A 17064-nucleotide genomic window follows, 5' to 3' on the forward strand; every position below is an offset into this window, starting at 1 on the left:
ACGACACTTAACCGATCAGTCACAAGCCGTTCGTGATCACGCAACACCATTCCTTCACAGTGGCTGTATGACTCCAGACATGTCTGATGTGACGCGTGCGAAGCACGGACGCCCCGTACACCACTGGCGGCGCGATGTCATCGAACTCGCCGCGCTGTTCACGGCCGTGGCGGTCGCGGACGGTGTGGCCAATCTGATCGGGCACGGGCCGGACGGCGCCGCGCTGCTGGTGACGTCCGCCGTGATCCTGGTCGCCACGGCCGGGTTCCACACATGGTGGGCACGGCGCCACGGTCACGCGCCGCCGACGAGCGATACCGGCGCCCCGCCGCTCGCGAACGAGCGAGCGGCCGGACCGTCCGGGGAAGAGGGAGGCACCTCCACGCCGGTGACCGCGGAGACGACCGTGCTGTGGCGGATGCGCACGACGGTCAAGGACGCCCCGGGTTCGCTGGCCGCGCTGTGCCTGGCGCTGGCGCAGCGCCAGGTCGACATCCTGAGCCTCCAGACGCACCCGCTGGCGGAGGGGACCGTCGACGAGTTCCTGCTGCGCGCCCCCGCGGAGCTGGCCACCGCCGAGATCACCCGGAACGTGGCGCAGGCGGGCGGCACGGAGACCTGGATCGAGCGGGCCGACGCCCACGATCTGGTGGACGCGCCGACCCGGGTGCTGGGCCTGGCCACCCGTACGGCGCTCGATGCGTCCGAACTGCCGCTCGCACTGCGGCAGTTGCTCGGCCGGTGCACCATCCGCTCGCTGCCCGCCAAGTCCCCCGTCTCCGGTCGGGCGGCGGAGGGGGCTCCCGTGGAGGGGGCACTCGAGGACACGGTGATGCGGCTGCGGGCGCCGGAAGGCGGGGTGATCACGGTGGAGCGGCCGTATCTGCCGTTCACACCGACCGAGTTCGCACGGGCCCGTGCCCTGGTCGAGCTGGACGCACGGCTCGGTCCGCGCATTCCGCGCGGACAGGACCTGCTGACGCTGCCCGAGGGCAACGCGATCACGGTACGGCGTGCCGACGTCTCCGACCTCGAGGCCGCCAAGGCGATGCACGAGCGCTGCTCTCCGCGCACGCTGAGCATGAGGTACCACGGCCCCGTCGGGGACGCGGACCGCTACCTCAGCCACCTGCTCAGCCCCAGTTTCGGACGCACCCTGGCCGTGCAGACCGCATCCGGCAGGATCGTCGGGCTCGGTCATCTCCTCTGGGACGGCGACGAGACGGAGGTGGCGCTGCTCGTCGAGGACGACTGGCAGCGGCGCGGAATCGGCGGCGAACTGATCGGCCGCCTGGTGACGATGGCCGTCGAGGCCGGCTGCGAGAGCGTGTACGCCGTCACGCAGGCGTCCAACACCGGCATGGTGGCCGCCATGCGCGGCCTCGGCCTCCCCCTCGACTACCAGATCGAGGAGGGCACCCTGGTCATCACCGCCCGCCTGGAGGCGACACCGGTGCCCGCAGGGCTGCCGTACTCCCATGTCCAGGCGCATGCGCAGCCCGGGACCGGCACGCGGGCCGGGCGGGACTAGCCCCGAGATCGGGCCCGCCGACCCGCCCGCTCCAGCCGCCGCCGACCCATCGGCCCGGCCGCCACCGGTCCATCGGCCCGCCGGAGGACGCCGGGCAGGGGTCGGCCGTCAACCGTCCCGCCCGGCGGGGACCGAACGCCGGGTGCTGGATGTGCGGCGGCGGTTGGCCGCTTCAGCCGCCACGGACTCACCGGCCCACAGGCCGCCAGACCGCCAGGCCGCTGCTCAGCCCGTCAGCCGCTCCACGGCCACCCGACGGGCGGTCCTCCTTCGGGCTGCGGGCGGCGCCCCTTCGGACGGCATCCGCGCCGGTGCGGCATCCGGTGGCTCACCGGTACGGTCCCTGCGGCGCGTGACCGGTGCCCTCGGCCACCCGGCGGAGGGCGGTCCACGGTCGGACGATGTCCCCCGGCCCACCGGGCACCCGGGGCAGCACCGGTCGGCCGCCTGCGACGCAGCCCGCGCGTGACCGGTGCCCTCCGCCATCCAGCGGAGGGCGGTCCACGGCCGGACGATGTCCCCCGGCCCACCGGGCACCCGGGGCAGCACCGGGCGGCCGCCTGCGACGCAGCCCGCTCCCCGACCCGGCCCCCGGCTCTTCCCCCGGCTCCTCTTCCCCCGGCTCCTCAGCTCTCGCTCGTGAACCCCAGTGCGCCGTCAAGGTCGGCCCACAGGTCGTCCACGTCTTCCAGGCCCACCGAGAGGCGCAGCAGGCGGTCGCTGACGCCCGCGTCGCGGCGGTCCTCCGTGGGGACTATGCGGTGGCTTATGGAGGCCGGGTGCTGGATGAGGCTGTCGACGCTGCCGAGGCTCACGGCGGGGGTGATCAGCCGGACTCCGGCGATGACGTCGTGCGGGTCGCCGTGGACCTCGAAGGCGATCATGGCGCCGCCGATGCGCGGATAGTGGACGCGGGCGACGCGCGGATCGGCGGCGAGCCGGCGGGCGAGTTCCGCGGCGTTCGAGGACGCGGCCCGCACCCGGACCGGCAGGGTCGACAGGCCGCGCAGCAGCAGATAGCCGGCCAGCGGATGCAGGACACCTCCCGTCGCGAACCGCACCTGGCGCAGCTTCCGGGCGAACTCCTCGTCGCACGCGACCACTCCGGCCATCACGTCCCCGTGTCCGCCCAGGTACTTGGTGGCGCTGTGCAGGATCAGGCGCGCGCCCTGTTCGGCGGGGCGTTGCAGCACGGGTGTGGCGAAGGTGTTGTCGGCGAGGAGGGGGACGGAACCGCAGGAGTGCGCCACGGCCCGGAGGTCGAGCTCGGCGAGTGTCGGGTTGGCCGGCGACTCGACCATCACGAGACCCGTGTCGGGACGCAGCGCGTCGGCGATGCCGGCCGGGTCGACCCAGGTGACCTCGCTGCCGAGCAGCCCGGCCGTGAGGAGGTGGTCGCTGCAGCCGTACAGGGGACGTACGGCGACGACGTGACGCAGCCCCATCGCGTTCCGTACGAGGAGGACGGCGCTCAGCGCGGCCATGCCGCTCGCGAAGGCGACCGCGCTCTCGGTGCCTTCGAGGCGCGCGAGGGCGGTCTCGAAGCGGGCGACGGTCGGATTCCCGAGGCGGGCGTAGACGGGCGGGCCCTCGGGTTCGGCACCGTCGGCCGCGAAGGCGTCGATCCGGGCGGCCTCGCCCCGGCTGTCGTACGAGGGGTAGGTGGTGGACAGGTCGATCGGGGCCGCGTGCAGTCCCAGAGCCGCCAGGTCCTCCCGGCCGGCGTGCACGGCTTCGGTGGCGAGTGCCCGGGCCGTGGGACCGGCGAAGACCTGGCCGTTGCCGTTCAGGTCGTCCTGCGCGTCGTACGCGCCGTGGGTGTCGTACACAACGGAGTCCATGCGCGGAAGCCTGAACACCGGGCGGGGTTCGGGCGCCACATCCCGTGTTACGTTCGCGCCATGGCCGATTCTGTCGTACTCGATCCGGTGGATCTTCATCTGTTGCGGCTCTTGCAGAACGACGCACGGACGACGTACCGCGACCTCGCGGCGCAGGTCGGGGTCGCGCCCTCGACCTGCCTGGACCGGGTGACCAGGCTGCGGCGGGCGGGGGTGATTCTCGGCCACCAGCTGCGGCTGGACCCGGCGAAGCTGGGACGGGGTCTCGAGGCGCTGCTGTCCGTGCAGGTCCGGCCGCACCGCCGGGAACTGGTGGGGCCCTTCGTGGACCGGATCAGGGTGCTGCCGGAGTCCCGTACCGTCTTCCACCTCACCGGCCCCGACGACTACCTCGTCCATGTGGCGGTCGCTGACATGGCGGATCTGCAGCGGCTGGTGCTCGACGAGTTCACCTCGCAGCGTGAAGTGGCGCGGGTCGAGACGCGGTTGATCTTCCAGCAGTGGGACTGCGGTCCCCTGCTGCCGCCCTCCGCGCCGGGCGCTTCGCCTCCGGCGAAATCCGGCTGATGCGGGGAAAGGCCCGGTAGACCGGGCTGACGTGGCGCCCGTCCCCGTATGAGGATGTGCGCATGCCACAGACGAAGAACCCGTTGCCCCGCGAGGTCGCCGACACCTATGTCGACGAGCTCATCGCCCTCGACCCGGTTCTCGGTACCTATCTCGGCGTGAAGGAGAGTCACGGCAGGCTCCCCGACACTTCGCCCGCCGGCCAGGAGGCCGTAGCCGAGCTGGCGCGGGTCACGCTCGCGCGGCTGGACGAGGCGCAGCGCCGGCCCGGCGCGGACCGTGACATCGAGCGCCGTTGTGCCCGGCTGCTGCGTGAGCGGCTCACCGCCGCACTCGCGGTCCACGACGCGGGTGAGGGCCTGCGGTCGGTCGGCAATCTGCACACGGCGGCGCACGGTGTGCGGGAGGTCTTCACCCTGACGCCGACGGAGACCGATGAGGACTGGGCCACGGTCGCCGAGCGGTTGCGCGCGGTACCGGCCGCGCTCGCGGGCTACCGCGAATCCCTGGCGCTCGGGCTGGACCGCAAGCTTTACGCGGGCCCGCGCCCGACCGCGACGTTCATCGAGCAGCTCACCGAATGGTCGGACACGGACGGGCAGGGCCGTGGCTGGTTCGAGGACTTCGTCTCGGCGGGCCCCGACTCCGCTCGTCAGGAGCTGGACACGGCGGCCCGTGCCGCCACGGAGGCCCTGGTCGCCCTGCGGGACTGGATGCGTGAGGTGTACGCGCCCACGATCGAGGGCGCGCCGAACACGGTGGGCCACGAGCGGTACGCCCGCTTGGCGCGCTACTTCAACGGTACGGATCTCGACCTCGACGAGGCGTACGCGTACGGCTGGGCCGAGTACCACCGTCTCCTCGCCGAGATGAGGACCGAGGCCGAGAAGATCCTGCCCGGCGCCGCGACTCCCTGGGTCGCGCTCGCCCACCTCGACGAGCACGGCCGGCACATCGAGGGCGTCGAGGAAGTCCGCACGTGGCTCCAGGAGCTGATGGACGAGGCGATCGCGGCCCTGGACGGCACGCACTTCGAACTCGCCGAGCCGGTACGGAAGGTGGAGTCCCGCATCGCCCCGCCCGGCGGCGCCGCGGCCCCCTACTACACCGCCCCCTCGCAGGACTTCTCCCGTCCGGGTCGCACCTGGCTGCCCACGATGGGGCAGACCCGCTTCCCCGTCTACGACCTCGTCTCGACCTGGTACCACGAGGGTGTGCCGGGCCATCACCTCCAGCTCGCGCAGTGGGTGTACGTCGTCGACGACCTGTCCCGCTACCAGGCCACCGTCGGCCAGGTCAGCGCCAACTGCGAGGGCTGGGCGCTGTACGCGGAGCGGCTGATGGACGAGCTGGGCTTCCTCTCGGACGCGGAGCAGCGGCTCGGCTACCTCGACGCGCAGATGATGCGGGCCGCCCGGGTCATCGTCGACATCGGCATGCACCTGGAGCTGGAGATCCCGGCCGACTCGCCGTTCCACCCGGGCGAGTGCTGGACCCCGGAGCTGGCGCAGGAGTTCTTCGGCTCGCACTCCAGCCGCCCGGCCGACTTCGTGGAGAGCGAGCTGACCCGCTATCTCACGATCCCCGGCCAGGCCATCGGGTACAAGCTCGGCGAGCGTGCCTGGCTGCTGGGCCGCGAGAACGCGAGGAAGCGCCACGGTGACGCCTTCGACGCCAAGGCCTGGCACATGGCGGCCCTGTCCCAGGGCTCCCTGGGCCTGGACGACCTGGTGGACGAGCTGTCCCGGCTCTGACGGCCCCACGCGGCGGCCGGGTCCGGCCGCCGCGCTCGCCGTCAGCGAGTCAGGGCGTCAGGGCGTCAGGGCGTCAGCCGACGCAGTTGTACGAGGCCCACCCATGTCTCGGGTCCCGGTTCCACACGGGCCGCGCGCACCCCGTACCGGCCAGGTTCGAGGGCAACCCTCACGTGGTCCGTGCGCTCGGAGGCGGTTCCCGGCCAGGCCGCGTCGAACAGGACGACGGGGCCTGGCACGTTCCACTGCACCTCGGGTTCCCACGCGGCCGCTGCCAGCGCCGCCGGGACGACGGCGAGCAGTTCGCGCTCGGATTCGGCGGCGCACCAGCGTACGAAGGCGCCGTGCTCGGGAAGGTAGGCGGTCGAGGCGGGTTCGTCGCCGAGGACCAGGGCCCTGGCGTCGCCGACGGGCAGGAGCCCGACGAACCCGTCGACGTCACATGCCCGGTCGTAGTCGCAGGACATGTCGTCGCCTTCGGCCCCCGCCCAGAACGGGAGCACCACTTCCGGGATCGCTATGAGCGGCCCGCCGCCCGACTCCACCCACTGGACCGCACCGGGGTCCGCGTATCTGGCCATGCGCAGAAGTTACACGGCTGGGATTCACCCCGGTAGCGCGTGCGCCCACAGAAAGCCGCCGTCGGACATCGGTGGGAGACGCGGGTGTCGAACCCGACGGGAGCAGGGCCCCTCCCGGAGTCAGCAGCCGCAGTCCTCCGCGTCCACGGGCGCCGTCAGCGGGTCCGCGGCACGGCGCTCACGACCCTCCCAGGTCTCGAACTCGAAGCCCTCGCGCGCCCAGTACTCGAAGCCGCCGAGCATCTCCTTGACCTGGAAGCCGAGTTCGGCGAGGGCGAGGGCCGAGCGGGTCGCGCCGTTGCAGCCGGGGCCCCAGCAATAGGTGACGACCGGCACCGACTTGTCCAGGAGCTGCTCGGCCTGCTCGGCGATGAGAGCGGTGGGCAGATGGACCGCGCCGGGAACGTGTCCCTGGTCCCACGACTCGGTGGAGCGGGAGTCGAGGACGACGAATCCGGGATCGCCATCGGCGGCGAGGGCGGAGGCCACGTCGGACACGTCCGCGTGGAACGCGAGGCTCGCGCCGAAGTAGGCGGCCGCAGCGGCCGGCGAGGCGGGCGCCACCCGCAGAACGGGGTTCACCGCCGTCACGGTCGCGGGCCCCGCGGAACCGGTCACCGTACCCTCCGTGGCGGTGGTCGGCGCGGAAACGGTCACCGTGCCGGTCGCGGTGGCGTCGGCATTCGCAGTCATGGTCTGGCCTTTCTCCCGAGCCCCGCCGAACCGGTGCCGCCTTCGCCACCCCGGTGCCTTGTCCGCACCGACCTCGCGGGACTTCCTGGCCAGAAATCTACGTCCGTCGATCTCCGTCCTGAAGTGACGATCCACGGCATCACGGTTGATCGGCCGGGGATTCACCTGGTATCCATCACGGATGACCGCGTATTCCCCGGACGCCACCGACTGGCGCATCCTCGATGTCCTCCAGCGCGAGGGCCGGTCCAGCTTCGCCGAGCTGGCCCGTGCCGTCTCCATGTCCGCGAGCGCGGTCACGGAACGGGTGCGCCGTCTGGAAGAGGCCGGCGTCATACAGGGGTACGCGGCCGTCGTCGACCCCGAGAGCCTGGGACTGCCGATCCTGGCGTTCGTACGGCTCAGGTACCCGAACGGCAACTACAAGCCGTTCCACGACCTCGTCGAGGTGACGCCCGAGATCCTGGAGGCGCATCACGTCACGGGCGACGACTGCTTCGTCATCAAGGTCGCGGCGCGCTCGATGAGCCACCTGGAGACGGTGTCGGGCAAGATCGGCACGCTGGGCTCGGTGACGACGAGCATCGTCTATTCCTCACCGCTGCCGCGCCGCCCGCTCGGCCACTGAGACCGCCCCCGCTACGCCTCCGCACCCCGCTGCCGTACGACGGACCCCGTCCTCCCCTTGACCACTTCCAGCTGGGCGTGGATGCGGCGCCGCAGGTCGCCGACGTGGCTGACGATGCCGACGCTGCGGTCGCGTTCCCGCAGCGAGTCGAGGACGTCGAGCACCTCGTCCAGGGTCTGGTCGTCGAGGCTGCCGAAGCCCTCGTCGATGAAGAGCGTGTCCAGGCGGACCCCGCCGGCCTCGTCGGTGACCACGTCGGCGAGACCGAGAGCCAGGGCGAGGGAGGCGAAGAAGGTCTCGCCCCCGGAGAGCGTCGCCGTGTCGCGCTCCCGGCCGGTCCAGGCGTCCACGACGTGCAGTCCGAGCCCGCTGCGTCCGCGGCCCGCCCGGTCGTCGGAGTGCACGAGGGTGTAGCGCCCCGAGGACATCCGCTGGAGGCGGACGGTCGCGGCGGCGGCGACCTGCTCCAGACGCGCGGCGAGGACGTACGACTCGAGGCGCATCCTGCGTTCGTTGTCCGCCGACGTGCCGGCGGCCAGACCGGCCAGCCGGGCCACGCGGTCGTACTCCTCGCGCAGCGGGGCGAGCCGGTGGACTCCCCTGGTCGCACGGGTGGAGAGCGCGTCCAGCTCCGCGCAGCGCCGCGCCGCCGCGTCCTGCGCCGAGGCGGCGTCCCGCAGGCGGCGGGCGGCGGACTCGGCCGTGCGCTCGGCGGCCCGCAGGTCGGCGGGCGGGCGCCGCGCCGCGGCCGTGGTGTCGGCCTCGGCCAGTACGGCCCGAACCGCGGACTCTTCCAACTGCCAGGCGTCGAGCTGCCGTTGCAGATCGCGGTGGGCCGCCGCGTCGAGCAGCGCGGCGGCCGCGGCCTGCGGGGTCTCGAACCCGGCACGGAAGGCCGCGTCGGCGAGTCGCGCGTCGGCTTCCTTCAGGTGCTGCGCGGTGTCCTCGGCCACCCGGACGCGGTCCGCGGCCTCGGTGAGCAGCGCGACCCGCCGCTCCAGCTGCGCGGCCCGCTCGGACACACTCCCGGCGGTGCCGCGCGCCTGCTCCAACTCCCCGGCCAGCGAAGTCTTTTCACGATCGAGGGCGTCTCTGAGCGAGGCCCGTGAGGCGACCCGGCGGGCAGCTTCCTGCTGGGCGGTCAGCCGCCGCTCATGTTCCCGCTCGGCCTGTTCACGGGCCTCGCGGGCCGCGTGCAGTCCGGAGGCCGCCGCATGGGCCCCGGCGTGCAGCCGCTCCAACTCCTCGGCCCGATCGGCGAGTTGACCGGTCGAGGTGTCCCCCGCCTCGGCGGTCGCGGCGGCCAGCGCCTCGCGGACGACGCCGAGACGACGCTCGGCCTCGGTGCGCTCCTCGTCGGCGCGCCGGTAGGCGGCGAGGGCCTTCTCCTCCGTGTCACGGTCGACGTGACCGGCGATCTTCCGGGCGGGCGCGGGGTGCTCGACTGCACCGCACACCGCGCAGGGCTCGCCGTCCACAAGACCGGCGGCGAGTTCGGCGGCGATGCCCTGGAGGCGCTGTTCCTTCAGTTCCAGCCAGTGGGCGTGCGCCGCTGTCGCGTGCTCGCGCGCGGTGAGGCTGCGCGCGTGGGCGTTCTCGGTGTCCTTGGCCAACTCGTCGCGCAGGCGGGCCGCGTCGAGCCGCTTGAGTGCCGGTTCGCGCTGGACGGCGAGCTGTTCTGCGCGGGCGGCGGCCTCTTGAGCGGCCTCGATCCGCGCCTCGACGCCCGCGCGGGTGTCCTCCCAGCCCGCCAGCCAGCTCTCGGCGTCCTGGAGGACGTCCTCGTCGGCGCGCTCCTGGCGGTCCAAGGAGGCTCGCTCCGTGCCGAGTTCGGTCAGGCGCCGCTCCGCCCGGCGCGCCGACTCCAGGCCGCCCAGTTCCTCGGTGGCCTTGCGCGCGGCGGCCGTGAGCCCGGGTGCTCCGGCGCCGGCGAACGTCTTCGGCAGGGCGGTGCGCGCGCGGGTCTCCGCGGCGGCCGCCCGCCGGTGCTCCGCTTCGGCGGATTCCCGCAGGCCCAGTGCGGGGGCCACCGCCTCGGCCTTGCGTCCGCGTTCCATCCGCGCCTGGGCGTCCCGGTGGGCGTCGGCGCGCCCTTCCATACGCGCGGCACGCTCCCGCGCCTCGGTGAACCGGCGCTGCAACCGGTCCACTTCGCGTACGTCGTCGACCTCGCGGTCGGCCGCGGCCTGCGCCGATTCGGCGGCGCCGCGGGCGCAGTGGGCGATGGTCAGCCCTTCGCGAGCGGTGCTGCGGGCCACCGCGGCCCAGGAGAGCACGGATTCGGCGAGGCCCGGATCGCCGGGCGCGAGGTCGGGCAGCGGCTCCTCGACGGTGGGCCCGGCCTCCTGGTGCATACGGTGCGCGTCGGCCAGCAACGCGGCGTCTCCGGCGCGCACTTCGGCCTCGGCCGCGCGACGCCGCTCGGCGAGGCGCTTCTCGACCTCGGCGAAGCGGTGGGTGTCGAAGAGCCGGCCGAGCAGCTTGCCGCGGGCCTCGGCGTCGGCCCGCAGGAAGCGCGCGAAGTCGCCCTGGGGAAGCAGCACGACCTGGCAGAACTGCTCGCGGCTCATTCCGAGCAGTTGGGTGACCTCTTCGCCGATCTCCTGGTGGGAGCGGCTGAGGTCCTTCCAGGAGGCCGCGGTCGCGTCGTACTCGCGCAGCCAGGTCTGGGCCTTGTCGACGGTCGTACCGGGCCGGTTGCCCTTCTTGGGGCGCTCCCAGGGCGGCTGCCGGGTGACTTCCAGCCGGCGTCCGGCGACGGTGAGTTCGAGGCGGATCTCGGTGCGGGTGGCGGGGGCGGCGTGGTCACTGCGCAGGCCGAGCCCCTGACCGCTCTGCCGGGCGCCGGGAACGGCTCCGTACAGCGCGTAGCAGACGGCGTCGAGGACGGATGTCTTGCCCGCGCCGGTCGGTCCGTGCAGCAGGAAGAGCCCGGCGGTGGACAATTCGTCGAAGTCGACCTGCTGGGCGCCGCCGAAGGGGCCGAAGGCGGTGATGTCCAGGCGGTGCAGCCTCATCGGGTCCTCTCGCTCTCCGGGCGGGTGGCCCCCTGAGTGGACGGCGGACGTGATGTCACCGGGCGACCTCCCGTACGGTCTCGTCGGCGCGGACGGCGTCGAACGCGTCCCGGAGCACGGCCTGTTCGTGGATGTCGGGGCCCGCGCCGCGCACATGGGCCACGAAGTCCTCGGCGATCTGCTGCTCGCTGCGGCCGGCCAGCCGGCGGGCGTACGAGATGTCCGGGGCCTGCGCGGAGCGCTCGGGGTCGAAGACGAGGCTGAGCGTGTGCGGGAAGCGCTCGGTGAGACGCGCCATGGGGTCGGCGGGCCGCACGGGGTCGGTGAGGGTCGCCTCGACCCAGGCGCCGGTGTGGCGCTCCAGCTCCGGGTCGGCGAGCAGGTCGTCCAGGTGTCCGCGGACGCGGGCGAGCGGGCGGGGCACGGGGCAGTCGATCCGCTCCGTGGCCAGGGAGCCGTCGGGGCCGAGGTCCACGAGCCACATGGTCTTGCGGTGGCCGGACTCCGAGAACGAGTAGGGCAACGGGGAGCCCGAGTAGCGCACGCGCTCGCCGATGATCTGGCTGCCGTGCAGATGGCCGAGGGCGGTGTAGTCGACGCCGTCGAAGACTCCGGCGGGCACGGACGCGACGCCGCCGACGGTGATGTCCCGCTCGCTGTCGCTCACCTCGCCGCCGGTGACGAAGGCGTGGGCCAGGACGACGGAGCGGGTGCCCGGCGCACGGGTCGCGAGGTCGGCGCGGACCCGGTCCATGGCGGCGGCCAGTACGGCTTCGTGGCCCGCCTTCTCCACCCCGAACTCGTCCTTCACCAGGGCGGGTTCGAGGTAGGGCAGGCCGTAGAGGGCGACGTCGCCGTGGACGTCGGCCAGCACCACGGGTGTACCGCACCCGGCGGGGTCGGTCCGCAGATGGATGCCCGCGCGGCCGATGAGTCCGGCGCCGACGCCGAGCCGGCGGGCCGAGTCGTGGTTCCCGGAGATCATCACGGTGGGCACGCCGAGGTCGGCGAGCCGGTGCAGGGCCTCGTCGAACAGCTGGACGGCGGCCAGCGGCGGGACGGCCCGGTCGTACACGTCTCCCGAGACGACCACCGCGTCCACCTCGCGCTCGCGCGCGGTCGTGACGAGATGACCGATGAAGTCGGACTGGGCGCCGAGCATGTTCACCCGGTGGAACGCCCGGCCCAGATGCCAGTCGGAAGTGTGCAGGAGCCTCATGATCCCCGAAGGGTAACGGCCGGGTCTGACATCACGGGCGGTTACTCCCGTATCGGCCCGTCATGACCGACACGGAGGATGACCGGTTGATCCCGATTACCACCGGACTGTCACGCGTCTCCGTAGGCCTCCCCGCCCAGCTCCAGCCCGGCCGTCCCCGCGGTCGCGTCGGCCAACCACGCCCGGAAGGCCTCCACATCGGCGTCCGGGAGCCCGATCTCGATGGTGACCGCCTCGCCGTAACGCACATCACGTACCTCGCGTCCGGTGGACCGAAGATCGTTCTGTACCTTGCCGGCCCGCTGGTGGTCGACCGTCACCGTGGCCAGCCGGAACCGGCGCCGGGTGATGGAGCCCAGCGCGTCGAGCGCCTCGCCCACCGAGCCGCCGTACGCCCTGATCAGTCCGCCGGCGCCCAGCTTGACCCCGCCGTAGTAGCGGGTGACGACGGCGACGACGTACCGCATGTCGCGGCGCAGCAGCATCTGGAGCACGGGGACGCCCGCGGTGCCGCCCGGTTCGCCGTCGTCGCTCGCCCTCTGCACGGCGGCGTCGGCTCCGATGACGTACGCGAAACAGTTGTGCGTGGCGTCCGCGTGGCCCTTGCGGACGGCGGCGATGAAGTCCTGGGCCTCGCGCTCGGTGGCGGCCGGGGCGAGGGCGCACAGGAAACGGGAGCGGTTGACCTCGGTCTCGTGCACGCCCGGGCGGGCCACTGTGCGGTACTCGTCCTGCATCACGCCAGCGTATGCGCTGCACCCGCGCGCGGCCGACGGCAGGTCTCGCGCCCCAGCCGCCCCCGCCCCCGCGAAACGGCGCCGGTCACGCCGCCGCCACGCTCGGTCGCAGCCGGGCACGGCCCCGCCACCGCGGACCACTGCGGCCTCCGGCCCGGCAGCCCGCTCTGCTCCGGTCCGGCCCTGCCCGATCCGACCGGACGTCCTCGGCGCCGGCGCGATCTAGCCGGCTACCGGTGCGGCGCTCCGCCGCGCCGCATCCGGCCCTGACCGCGGTCGCCGGGTGCACGTCGTCCGGGAATCAGTCCTTCTTGCCCCTCGGCACGACCACATCCGTCAACAGCGCCGCGCCGGGGCCGAGTTCGTGCCAGGAGCTGCCGTGCCAGACCAGGACCGCGACGGCCGAGGTCGGGAACTTCGTCCGGACCAGGGCCAGCTTGTCGTCGAGGCCGTCCACGGCCAGATCGAGGACCAGCTCCTCAAGCCCCGGGTTGTGCCCGACCAGCAGCAAAGTGCTTACGTGTTCCGGGACTTCGCGCACGGCTTCCAGCAACTCGGGTACGTCCGCGCCGTACAGCCGTCCGTCGTGCCGTACGGGCGGCCGAGTGTCCCACTGCTCGGCCGCCAACTCCCAGGTCTCCCGGGCGCGTACGGCGGTCGAGCACAACGCGAGGTCCGGCAGCAGGTCGGCGTTCGCCATGGCCCGTCCGACGGCGGGGGCGTCGCGACGGCCGCGCGTCGCGAGCGGCCGCTCGTGGTCCGGCACTCCGTCGGGCCAGGCGGACTTGGCGTGCCGCAGCACGATCAGTCTTCGCCTCGGGCCCGACGCGGCGCGCGCGCTCACAGCGACGCCCCGATCTGGCGGGTGAGTTCGAGGCCGAGCAGCCGATCGGCGTAGGCGTACGTCTCGAAGCGGGCGCCCTCCGCGAGGTCCGACGTCTCCACCGACCGCAGCACATCCAGTACGCCGGGCACGTCCAGGTCGTCCTCCCAGGCTGCACGCAACCGTGCGCGTACGGCGTCGGGGACCGGCTTGGACGGCCGGGTGGCCCATCCGGCGACGGCGGCGCGCCAGCGCTTGAGCGTGCCCTCGGCCTCCGTCAGGGCGCCCGCGTCGAGGCGCAGCGGCAGGTCTCTGCGCCGCGCGAGCAGCGCCATGCGCAGCACGGTGGGATCGGCCGGGGCGGGACCGGCGCCGATTTCCGTCCCGGGAGAGCCGTCGGTGCCGACGGGCGCCACCTCGAGCCGCACGCCGTCCGTCGCGGCGCCCTCGGGGACGAGGACGTCGATGGTCTGTGTCGCGGCCGGTCCCGGCCCCGCGTCGTGATGGTCCTCGAAGGGCCGGATGCCGAGGTCCGCGGCGCTCGCCCGGAGGCGTGCCGCATCCGAGGCATCGGCCGGGTCCGCGGCCGAAGTCAGGGTCGCCCAGACGGGACTGCCCCCGATCTCCAGGGCCCGTACCAGGACGTCGGCGACGAGGAGCACGCGCAGGCCTGTCGCGCCGAACCCGGGCACGTGCGCGTGGACACGGACCAGGCCCCGGCGGGCGCGGGCTGCGTCGATGGGTTCGCCCGTGCGGGCGTCGAGGATACGGAGCACGAGGTGAGCCTAGGCGGGCGAACGGTCCGACGCGGGGAGGAGGGGACCATTCCGGACAAGAGCTCGCGTCAGCAGTGCCCGTGGCCACACCGCCCCGCACGTGACCCGGCTGCTCGAACTCGCCGGCAACGGCAACGGCGACGACGGCGACAGAACGCTGTCCCTGTTCACTCCCCCTGTTCACCCCCCTCGTCGAGTGCGCCGCACCGCAGCCCACCGCACCTCCGCCGACTCGCCCGACCTGTCCGCGGCCGGCCTCGCCTCCCTGTACCGGGAACTGGCCTACAAAGCTCCCGGGCTCGCCGAGGGCATGCGGGCCGGCGTCCAGGAGGAGTGGGCGGGCGGGCCGGGCGGCCGCGATGCCGAGCTGCCGGGAATCACCGCGTGACCCGCGCTGTTCTCCCCGCTGAGCAGCCATGGCAGGGACCATAGGGAGGCCGACCGTGTACGGCGACCAGGCAACGATCCGCAAGATCCTCAGCGAGCTCGGCGACACCTGGGCGATCGTCGGACTCTCGTCGAACCAACGCCGCGCGGCGTACGGTGTCGCCGACGTCCTCCAGAGGTACGGCAAGCGGATCGTGCCCGTGCACCCCAAGGCCGAGACCGTGCACGGGGAGAAGGGGTACGCGTCCCTCGCGGACATCCCCTTCGACGTCGATGTCGTCGATGTCTTCGTGAACAGCGACCTCGCCGGGCCGGTCACGGACGAGGCCGTAGCCATCGGCGCCAAGGCCGTCTGGTTCCAGCTCGACGTGATCGACGAGGCCGCGTACGACCGGGCGCGCGCCGCCGGGCTCGACATGGTGATGGACCGCTGCCCTGCCATCGAGATCCCGCGCCTCGGCTGACCCCGCCGGGCGCCGCAGCCCCGGTCGAGCCCGTGCGCCAATGCTGTTGACGCCGTACGGCTCGTACCGGTTTCCTGCTGCGGTGCCCATCCTTCGCATCGAACAGCCGGACGACGAAGCCCGCCTCGCGGACTGGCAGCACGTCCACAACGTGATCGTCCCGCCCGCCGCGATGTCGCTCGACGACGTCCGCGAGCGGGTCCGGCGCAACCGTCTGGAGGTCGCGTACCTCGGCGACGCCCTGGTGGGCTGCACGACCGTGCGTCCGCCCACCGACGACAGCGCGACGGCGACCGTGATCGCCCGCGTGCTCGCCGGCCACCGCGGGCGGGGCTTCGGCGAGGAGTTGTACGCACGCGGTCTGGAGCAGGCGCGGGCGTTGGGCGCCGAGCGGATCGAGACGGTCGTCCTCGCGGCCAACGAGGACGGGCTGCGCTTCGCCGAGCGACACGGCTTCGTGGAGATCGACCGCTATGTCCTGCCCGGCGAGACCGCCGAGTGGATCGACCTGCGGCTGACCTGAGGCGGCGGAGGCCCGGCGATCGGCCCCGGGCGGGCAGTTCCGCCGCCGTCCGGACGGCGGTCGCACACGTGCGAGAGGCCCCCTGCCCGTCAGTCCGCGAGCCGTCCTTCCGGCTGCCCCACCGGCCTTCGTTCCGCCTGCCCTACCGGCCTCCCTCCCGGCTGTCTCTCCGGTTGTCCTCCCGGTCCAGGAACCCCGCGACCGCGTCACGGAAGCCCCTCGGGTCGTCGAGCCACGGGAAGTGGCCGGTGCCCGGCAGGACGGTCAGTTCGGCCCGGGGGAAGAGGTCCGCGACAGCGGCGGCGACGCGCGGCAGCGGGCCGCTGTCCAGCGCGCCCGCGACGACCAGCACGGGCGTGTCCCAGGTGGCCACGGCCTCGCGCGCGTCGGCGGGCCGGAAGGCACCGGGGGCCGCGTAGTGATCGGCGGCCTCCTCGTTGGTCTGCTCGACCTCGTTCGCGGCATGTGCCCGTGCCGCCGCGTCCCAACGACCGTAGAAGAACGGGGTGGCCGCGTCCCAGTCGGCGTCGGTCGCGGTGCCGGCCCAGATCCGCCCGTACGCCTCGTGGGCGCTCGCGAACCACGGTTCCGCCGTGCGCCGCGCCGCGCCCTCCGCGCGGTGCTCCGCGGTGAAGTCGACGCCGAGAGCCCGCGCCCGTGCGGTGACCAGGGTGAGGGAGCGGATCCGCCCCGGATGACGGAGGGCGTAGAGGAGCGCGAGGTCGCCGCCCGCCGAGTGGGCGAGCAGATCGACCCGGTCGAGCCGAAGGTGCGCGCGGAACGCCTCGACGTCGTCGACCTGCCGGTCGCAGCGGTACGTCGCCGGGTCGTCCGGAAGCGCGGAGCCGCCGGTGCCTCGCAGATCGAGCAGATGCAGCCGCCGGTGCATGGTCAGTCCGCCGAGGTCACCGAGGTAGACGGAGGCGCGCATCGGTCCACCGGGCAGACAGAGCAGCGGTCGGCCCTCACCCCTTGCGTGATGAGCGAGTTGTGTTCCGTCAGGGGCGGTGAAGATCGGCATGCCCGCCATCCTCGTCAGGACATCGTGGCGCGGGCAAGTGGATATGACGAGTCGTCAAGATGCGGGCGGTACGCCGGGGATCGCCCGGTGCGCCCGCAACCGCACGTTCACCTCCCCTCGGGCATGCGAGGGTTTTGCCTCCGGTTCTCCGTACGTACGCCTCCGGTTGCTTCCCTTGGGGGATGGACCACATCACGTTCCTCGTGGCGGTCGTCATCGTCACGGCCCTGGGCTTCGATCTCACTCCACCACACAAGGTGTGCTCGGGCGGCATCCTCGGCGCCGGGCTGGGCAGGCGACCGGCAGAGGCGCGCTGGGGCACCGCGGGCCGCACGGTGATCGCTTGGCTGAGCGCTGGACCTCGCCCGGGTCGAGGCCGCGCGTGACGGCGACACCGCGAGCGACCCGCAGGAGTTTGCCCAGGTCGGGCTGTGCTTCTTGGCCCGCGTGGCCGTGATGACGTACGGCATCTGCCTGATCGTCCCGCAGCGCCGCTGACACG

General features: G+C 73.2%; 17 protein-coding genes. 8 read left to right on the forward strand and 9 right to left on the reverse strand.

Going from position 1 to position 17064, the window contains the following annotated elements; genetic code table 11:
• Positions 1-79 precede the first annotated feature (79 nt).
• A complete protein-coding gene (locus ACWD68_RS17610) occupies positions 80-1531 on the forward strand; it encodes an N-acetyltransferase family protein (RefSeq protein ID WP_451807318.1) in 1452 nt (483 codons plus the stop codon).
• 626 nt (positions 1532-2157) lie between these two features.
• On the opposite strand, the gene ACWD68_RS17615 is transcribed toward ACWD68_RS17610, so the two are convergent.
• Positions 2158-3471: a trans-sulfuration enzyme family protein gene (locus tag ACWD68_RS17615; protein ID WP_451807319.1), complete on the reverse strand. Its 1314-nt coding sequence runs from the start codon at positions 3469-3471 to the stop codon at positions 2158-2160.
• Between ACWD68_RS17615 and ACWD68_RS17620 the strand changes: the two genes are divergently transcribed.
• Both ACWD68_RS17620 and ACWD68_RS17625 read left to right on the forward strand, forming a co-directional pair.
• On the forward strand, positions 3433-3939 hold the full coding sequence (locus tag ACWD68_RS17620; protein ID WP_451807320.1) for an Lrp/AsnC family transcriptional regulator: 507 nt from the start codon (positions 3433-3435) through the stop codon (positions 3937-3939). The two genes, ACWD68_RS17615 and ACWD68_RS17620, sit on opposite strands and share 39 nt — an antisense overlap.
• 62 nt (positions 3940-4001) lie before the next feature.
• Complete coding sequence (locus ACWD68_RS17625; protein ID WP_451807321.1) at positions 4002-5693, forward strand: DUF885 domain-containing protein; 1692 nt, start codon at positions 4002-4004, stop codon at positions 5691-5693.
• Between the two features lie 65 nt (positions 5694-5758).
• Here ACWD68_RS17625 and ACWD68_RS17630 read toward each other — a convergent pair whose 3' ends face one another.
• Both ACWD68_RS17630 and ACWD68_RS17635 read right to left on the reverse strand, forming a co-directional pair.
• Complete coding sequence (locus ACWD68_RS17630) at positions 5759-6274, reverse strand: immunity 21 family protein (RefSeq protein ID WP_451807322.1); 516 nt, start codon at positions 6272-6274, stop codon at positions 5759-5761.
• A 120-nt stretch (positions 6275-6394) separates the two neighbouring features.
• Positions 6395-6967, reverse strand: a complete 573-nt coding sequence (locus ACWD68_RS17635; RefSeq protein WP_451807323.1) for a rhodanese-like domain-containing protein — start codon at positions 6965-6967, stop codon at positions 6395-6397.
• 181 nt (positions 6968-7148) lie between these two features.
• Between ACWD68_RS17635 and ACWD68_RS17640 the strand changes: the two genes are divergently transcribed.
• Positions 7149-7595, forward strand: a complete 447-nt coding sequence (locus ACWD68_RS17640) for an Lrp/AsnC family transcriptional regulator (RefSeq protein WP_451807324.1) — start codon at positions 7149-7151, stop codon at positions 7593-7595.
• An 11-nt stretch (positions 7596-7606) separates the two neighbouring features.
• Here the strand turns inward: ACWD68_RS17640 and ACWD68_RS17645 are convergent, their stop codons facing one another.
• The 5 genes from ACWD68_RS17645 to ACWD68_RS17665 all read right to left on the reverse strand — a co-directional run bounded on the left by ACWD68_RS17645 (position 7607) and on the right by ACWD68_RS17665 (position 14167).
• Positions 7607-10612 (reverse strand): AAA family ATPase, encoded by a 3006-nt coding sequence (locus ACWD68_RS17645; protein ID WP_451807325.1) that lies wholly within the window; start codon positions 10610-10612, stop codon positions 7607-7609.
• A gap of 55 nt (positions 10613-10667) precedes the next feature.
• Complete coding sequence (locus ACWD68_RS17650) at positions 10668-11831, reverse strand: exonuclease SbcCD subunit D (protein ID WP_451807326.1); 1164 nt, start codon at positions 11829-11831, stop codon at positions 10668-10670.
• A 110-nt stretch (positions 11832-11941) separates the two neighbouring features.
• A complete protein-coding gene (locus tag ACWD68_RS17655) occupies positions 11942-12568 on the reverse strand; it encodes a YigZ family protein (RefSeq protein ID WP_451807327.1) in 627 nt (208 codons plus the stop codon).
• Between the two features lie 301 nt (positions 12569-12869).
• Positions 12870-13412, reverse strand: a complete 543-nt coding sequence (locus ACWD68_RS17660; RefSeq protein WP_451807328.1) for a SixA phosphatase family protein — start codon at positions 13410-13412, stop codon at positions 12870-12872.
• Complete coding sequence (locus tag ACWD68_RS17665) at positions 13409-14167, reverse strand: hypothetical protein (protein ID WP_451807329.1); 759 nt, start codon at positions 14165-14167, stop codon at positions 13409-13411. Before ACWD68_RS17665 ends, ACWD68_RS17660 begins: the two co-directional genes overlap by 4 nt.
• Before the next feature lie 100 nt (positions 14168-14267).
• Here ACWD68_RS17665 and ACWD68_RS17670 point away from each other — a divergent pair, with 100 nt between their 5' ends.
• The 3 genes from ACWD68_RS17670 (at position 14268) to ACWD68_RS17680 (ending at position 15541) form a co-directional block, all read left to right on the forward strand.
• Positions 14268-14555, forward strand: a complete 288-nt coding sequence (locus ACWD68_RS17670) for a hypothetical protein (RefSeq protein WP_451807330.1) — start codon at positions 14268-14270, stop codon at positions 14553-14555.
• 55 nt (positions 14556-14610) lie between these two features.
• Positions 14611-15018 (forward strand): CoA-binding protein, encoded by a 408-nt coding sequence (locus ACWD68_RS17675; RefSeq protein ID WP_451807331.1) that lies wholly within the window; start codon positions 14611-14613, stop codon positions 15016-15018.
• Positions 15019-15100: 82 nt separating this feature from the next.
• Positions 15101-15541: a GNAT family N-acetyltransferase gene (locus ACWD68_RS17680; RefSeq protein WP_451807332.1), complete on the forward strand. Its 441-nt coding sequence runs from the start codon at positions 15101-15103 to the stop codon at positions 15539-15541.
• A 142-nt stretch (positions 15542-15683) separates the two neighbouring features.
• Here the strand turns inward: ACWD68_RS17680 and ACWD68_RS17685 are convergent, their stop codons facing one another.
• On the reverse strand, positions 15684-16562 hold the full coding sequence (locus tag ACWD68_RS17685) for an alpha/beta fold hydrolase (RefSeq protein ID WP_451807333.1): 879 nt from the start codon (positions 16560-16562) through the stop codon (positions 15684-15686).
• Positions 16563-16744: 182 nt separating this feature from the next.
• On the opposite strand from ACWD68_RS17685, the gene ACWD68_RS17690 reads away from it, so the two are divergent.
• A complete protein-coding gene (locus ACWD68_RS17690; protein ID WP_451807334.1) occupies positions 16745-16948 on the forward strand; it encodes a hypothetical protein in 204 nt (67 codons plus the stop codon).
• Positions 16949-17064: the final 116 nt, after the last annotated feature.

The sequence above is a fragment of the Streptomyces sp. NPDC005141 genome (assembly GCF_053599975.1).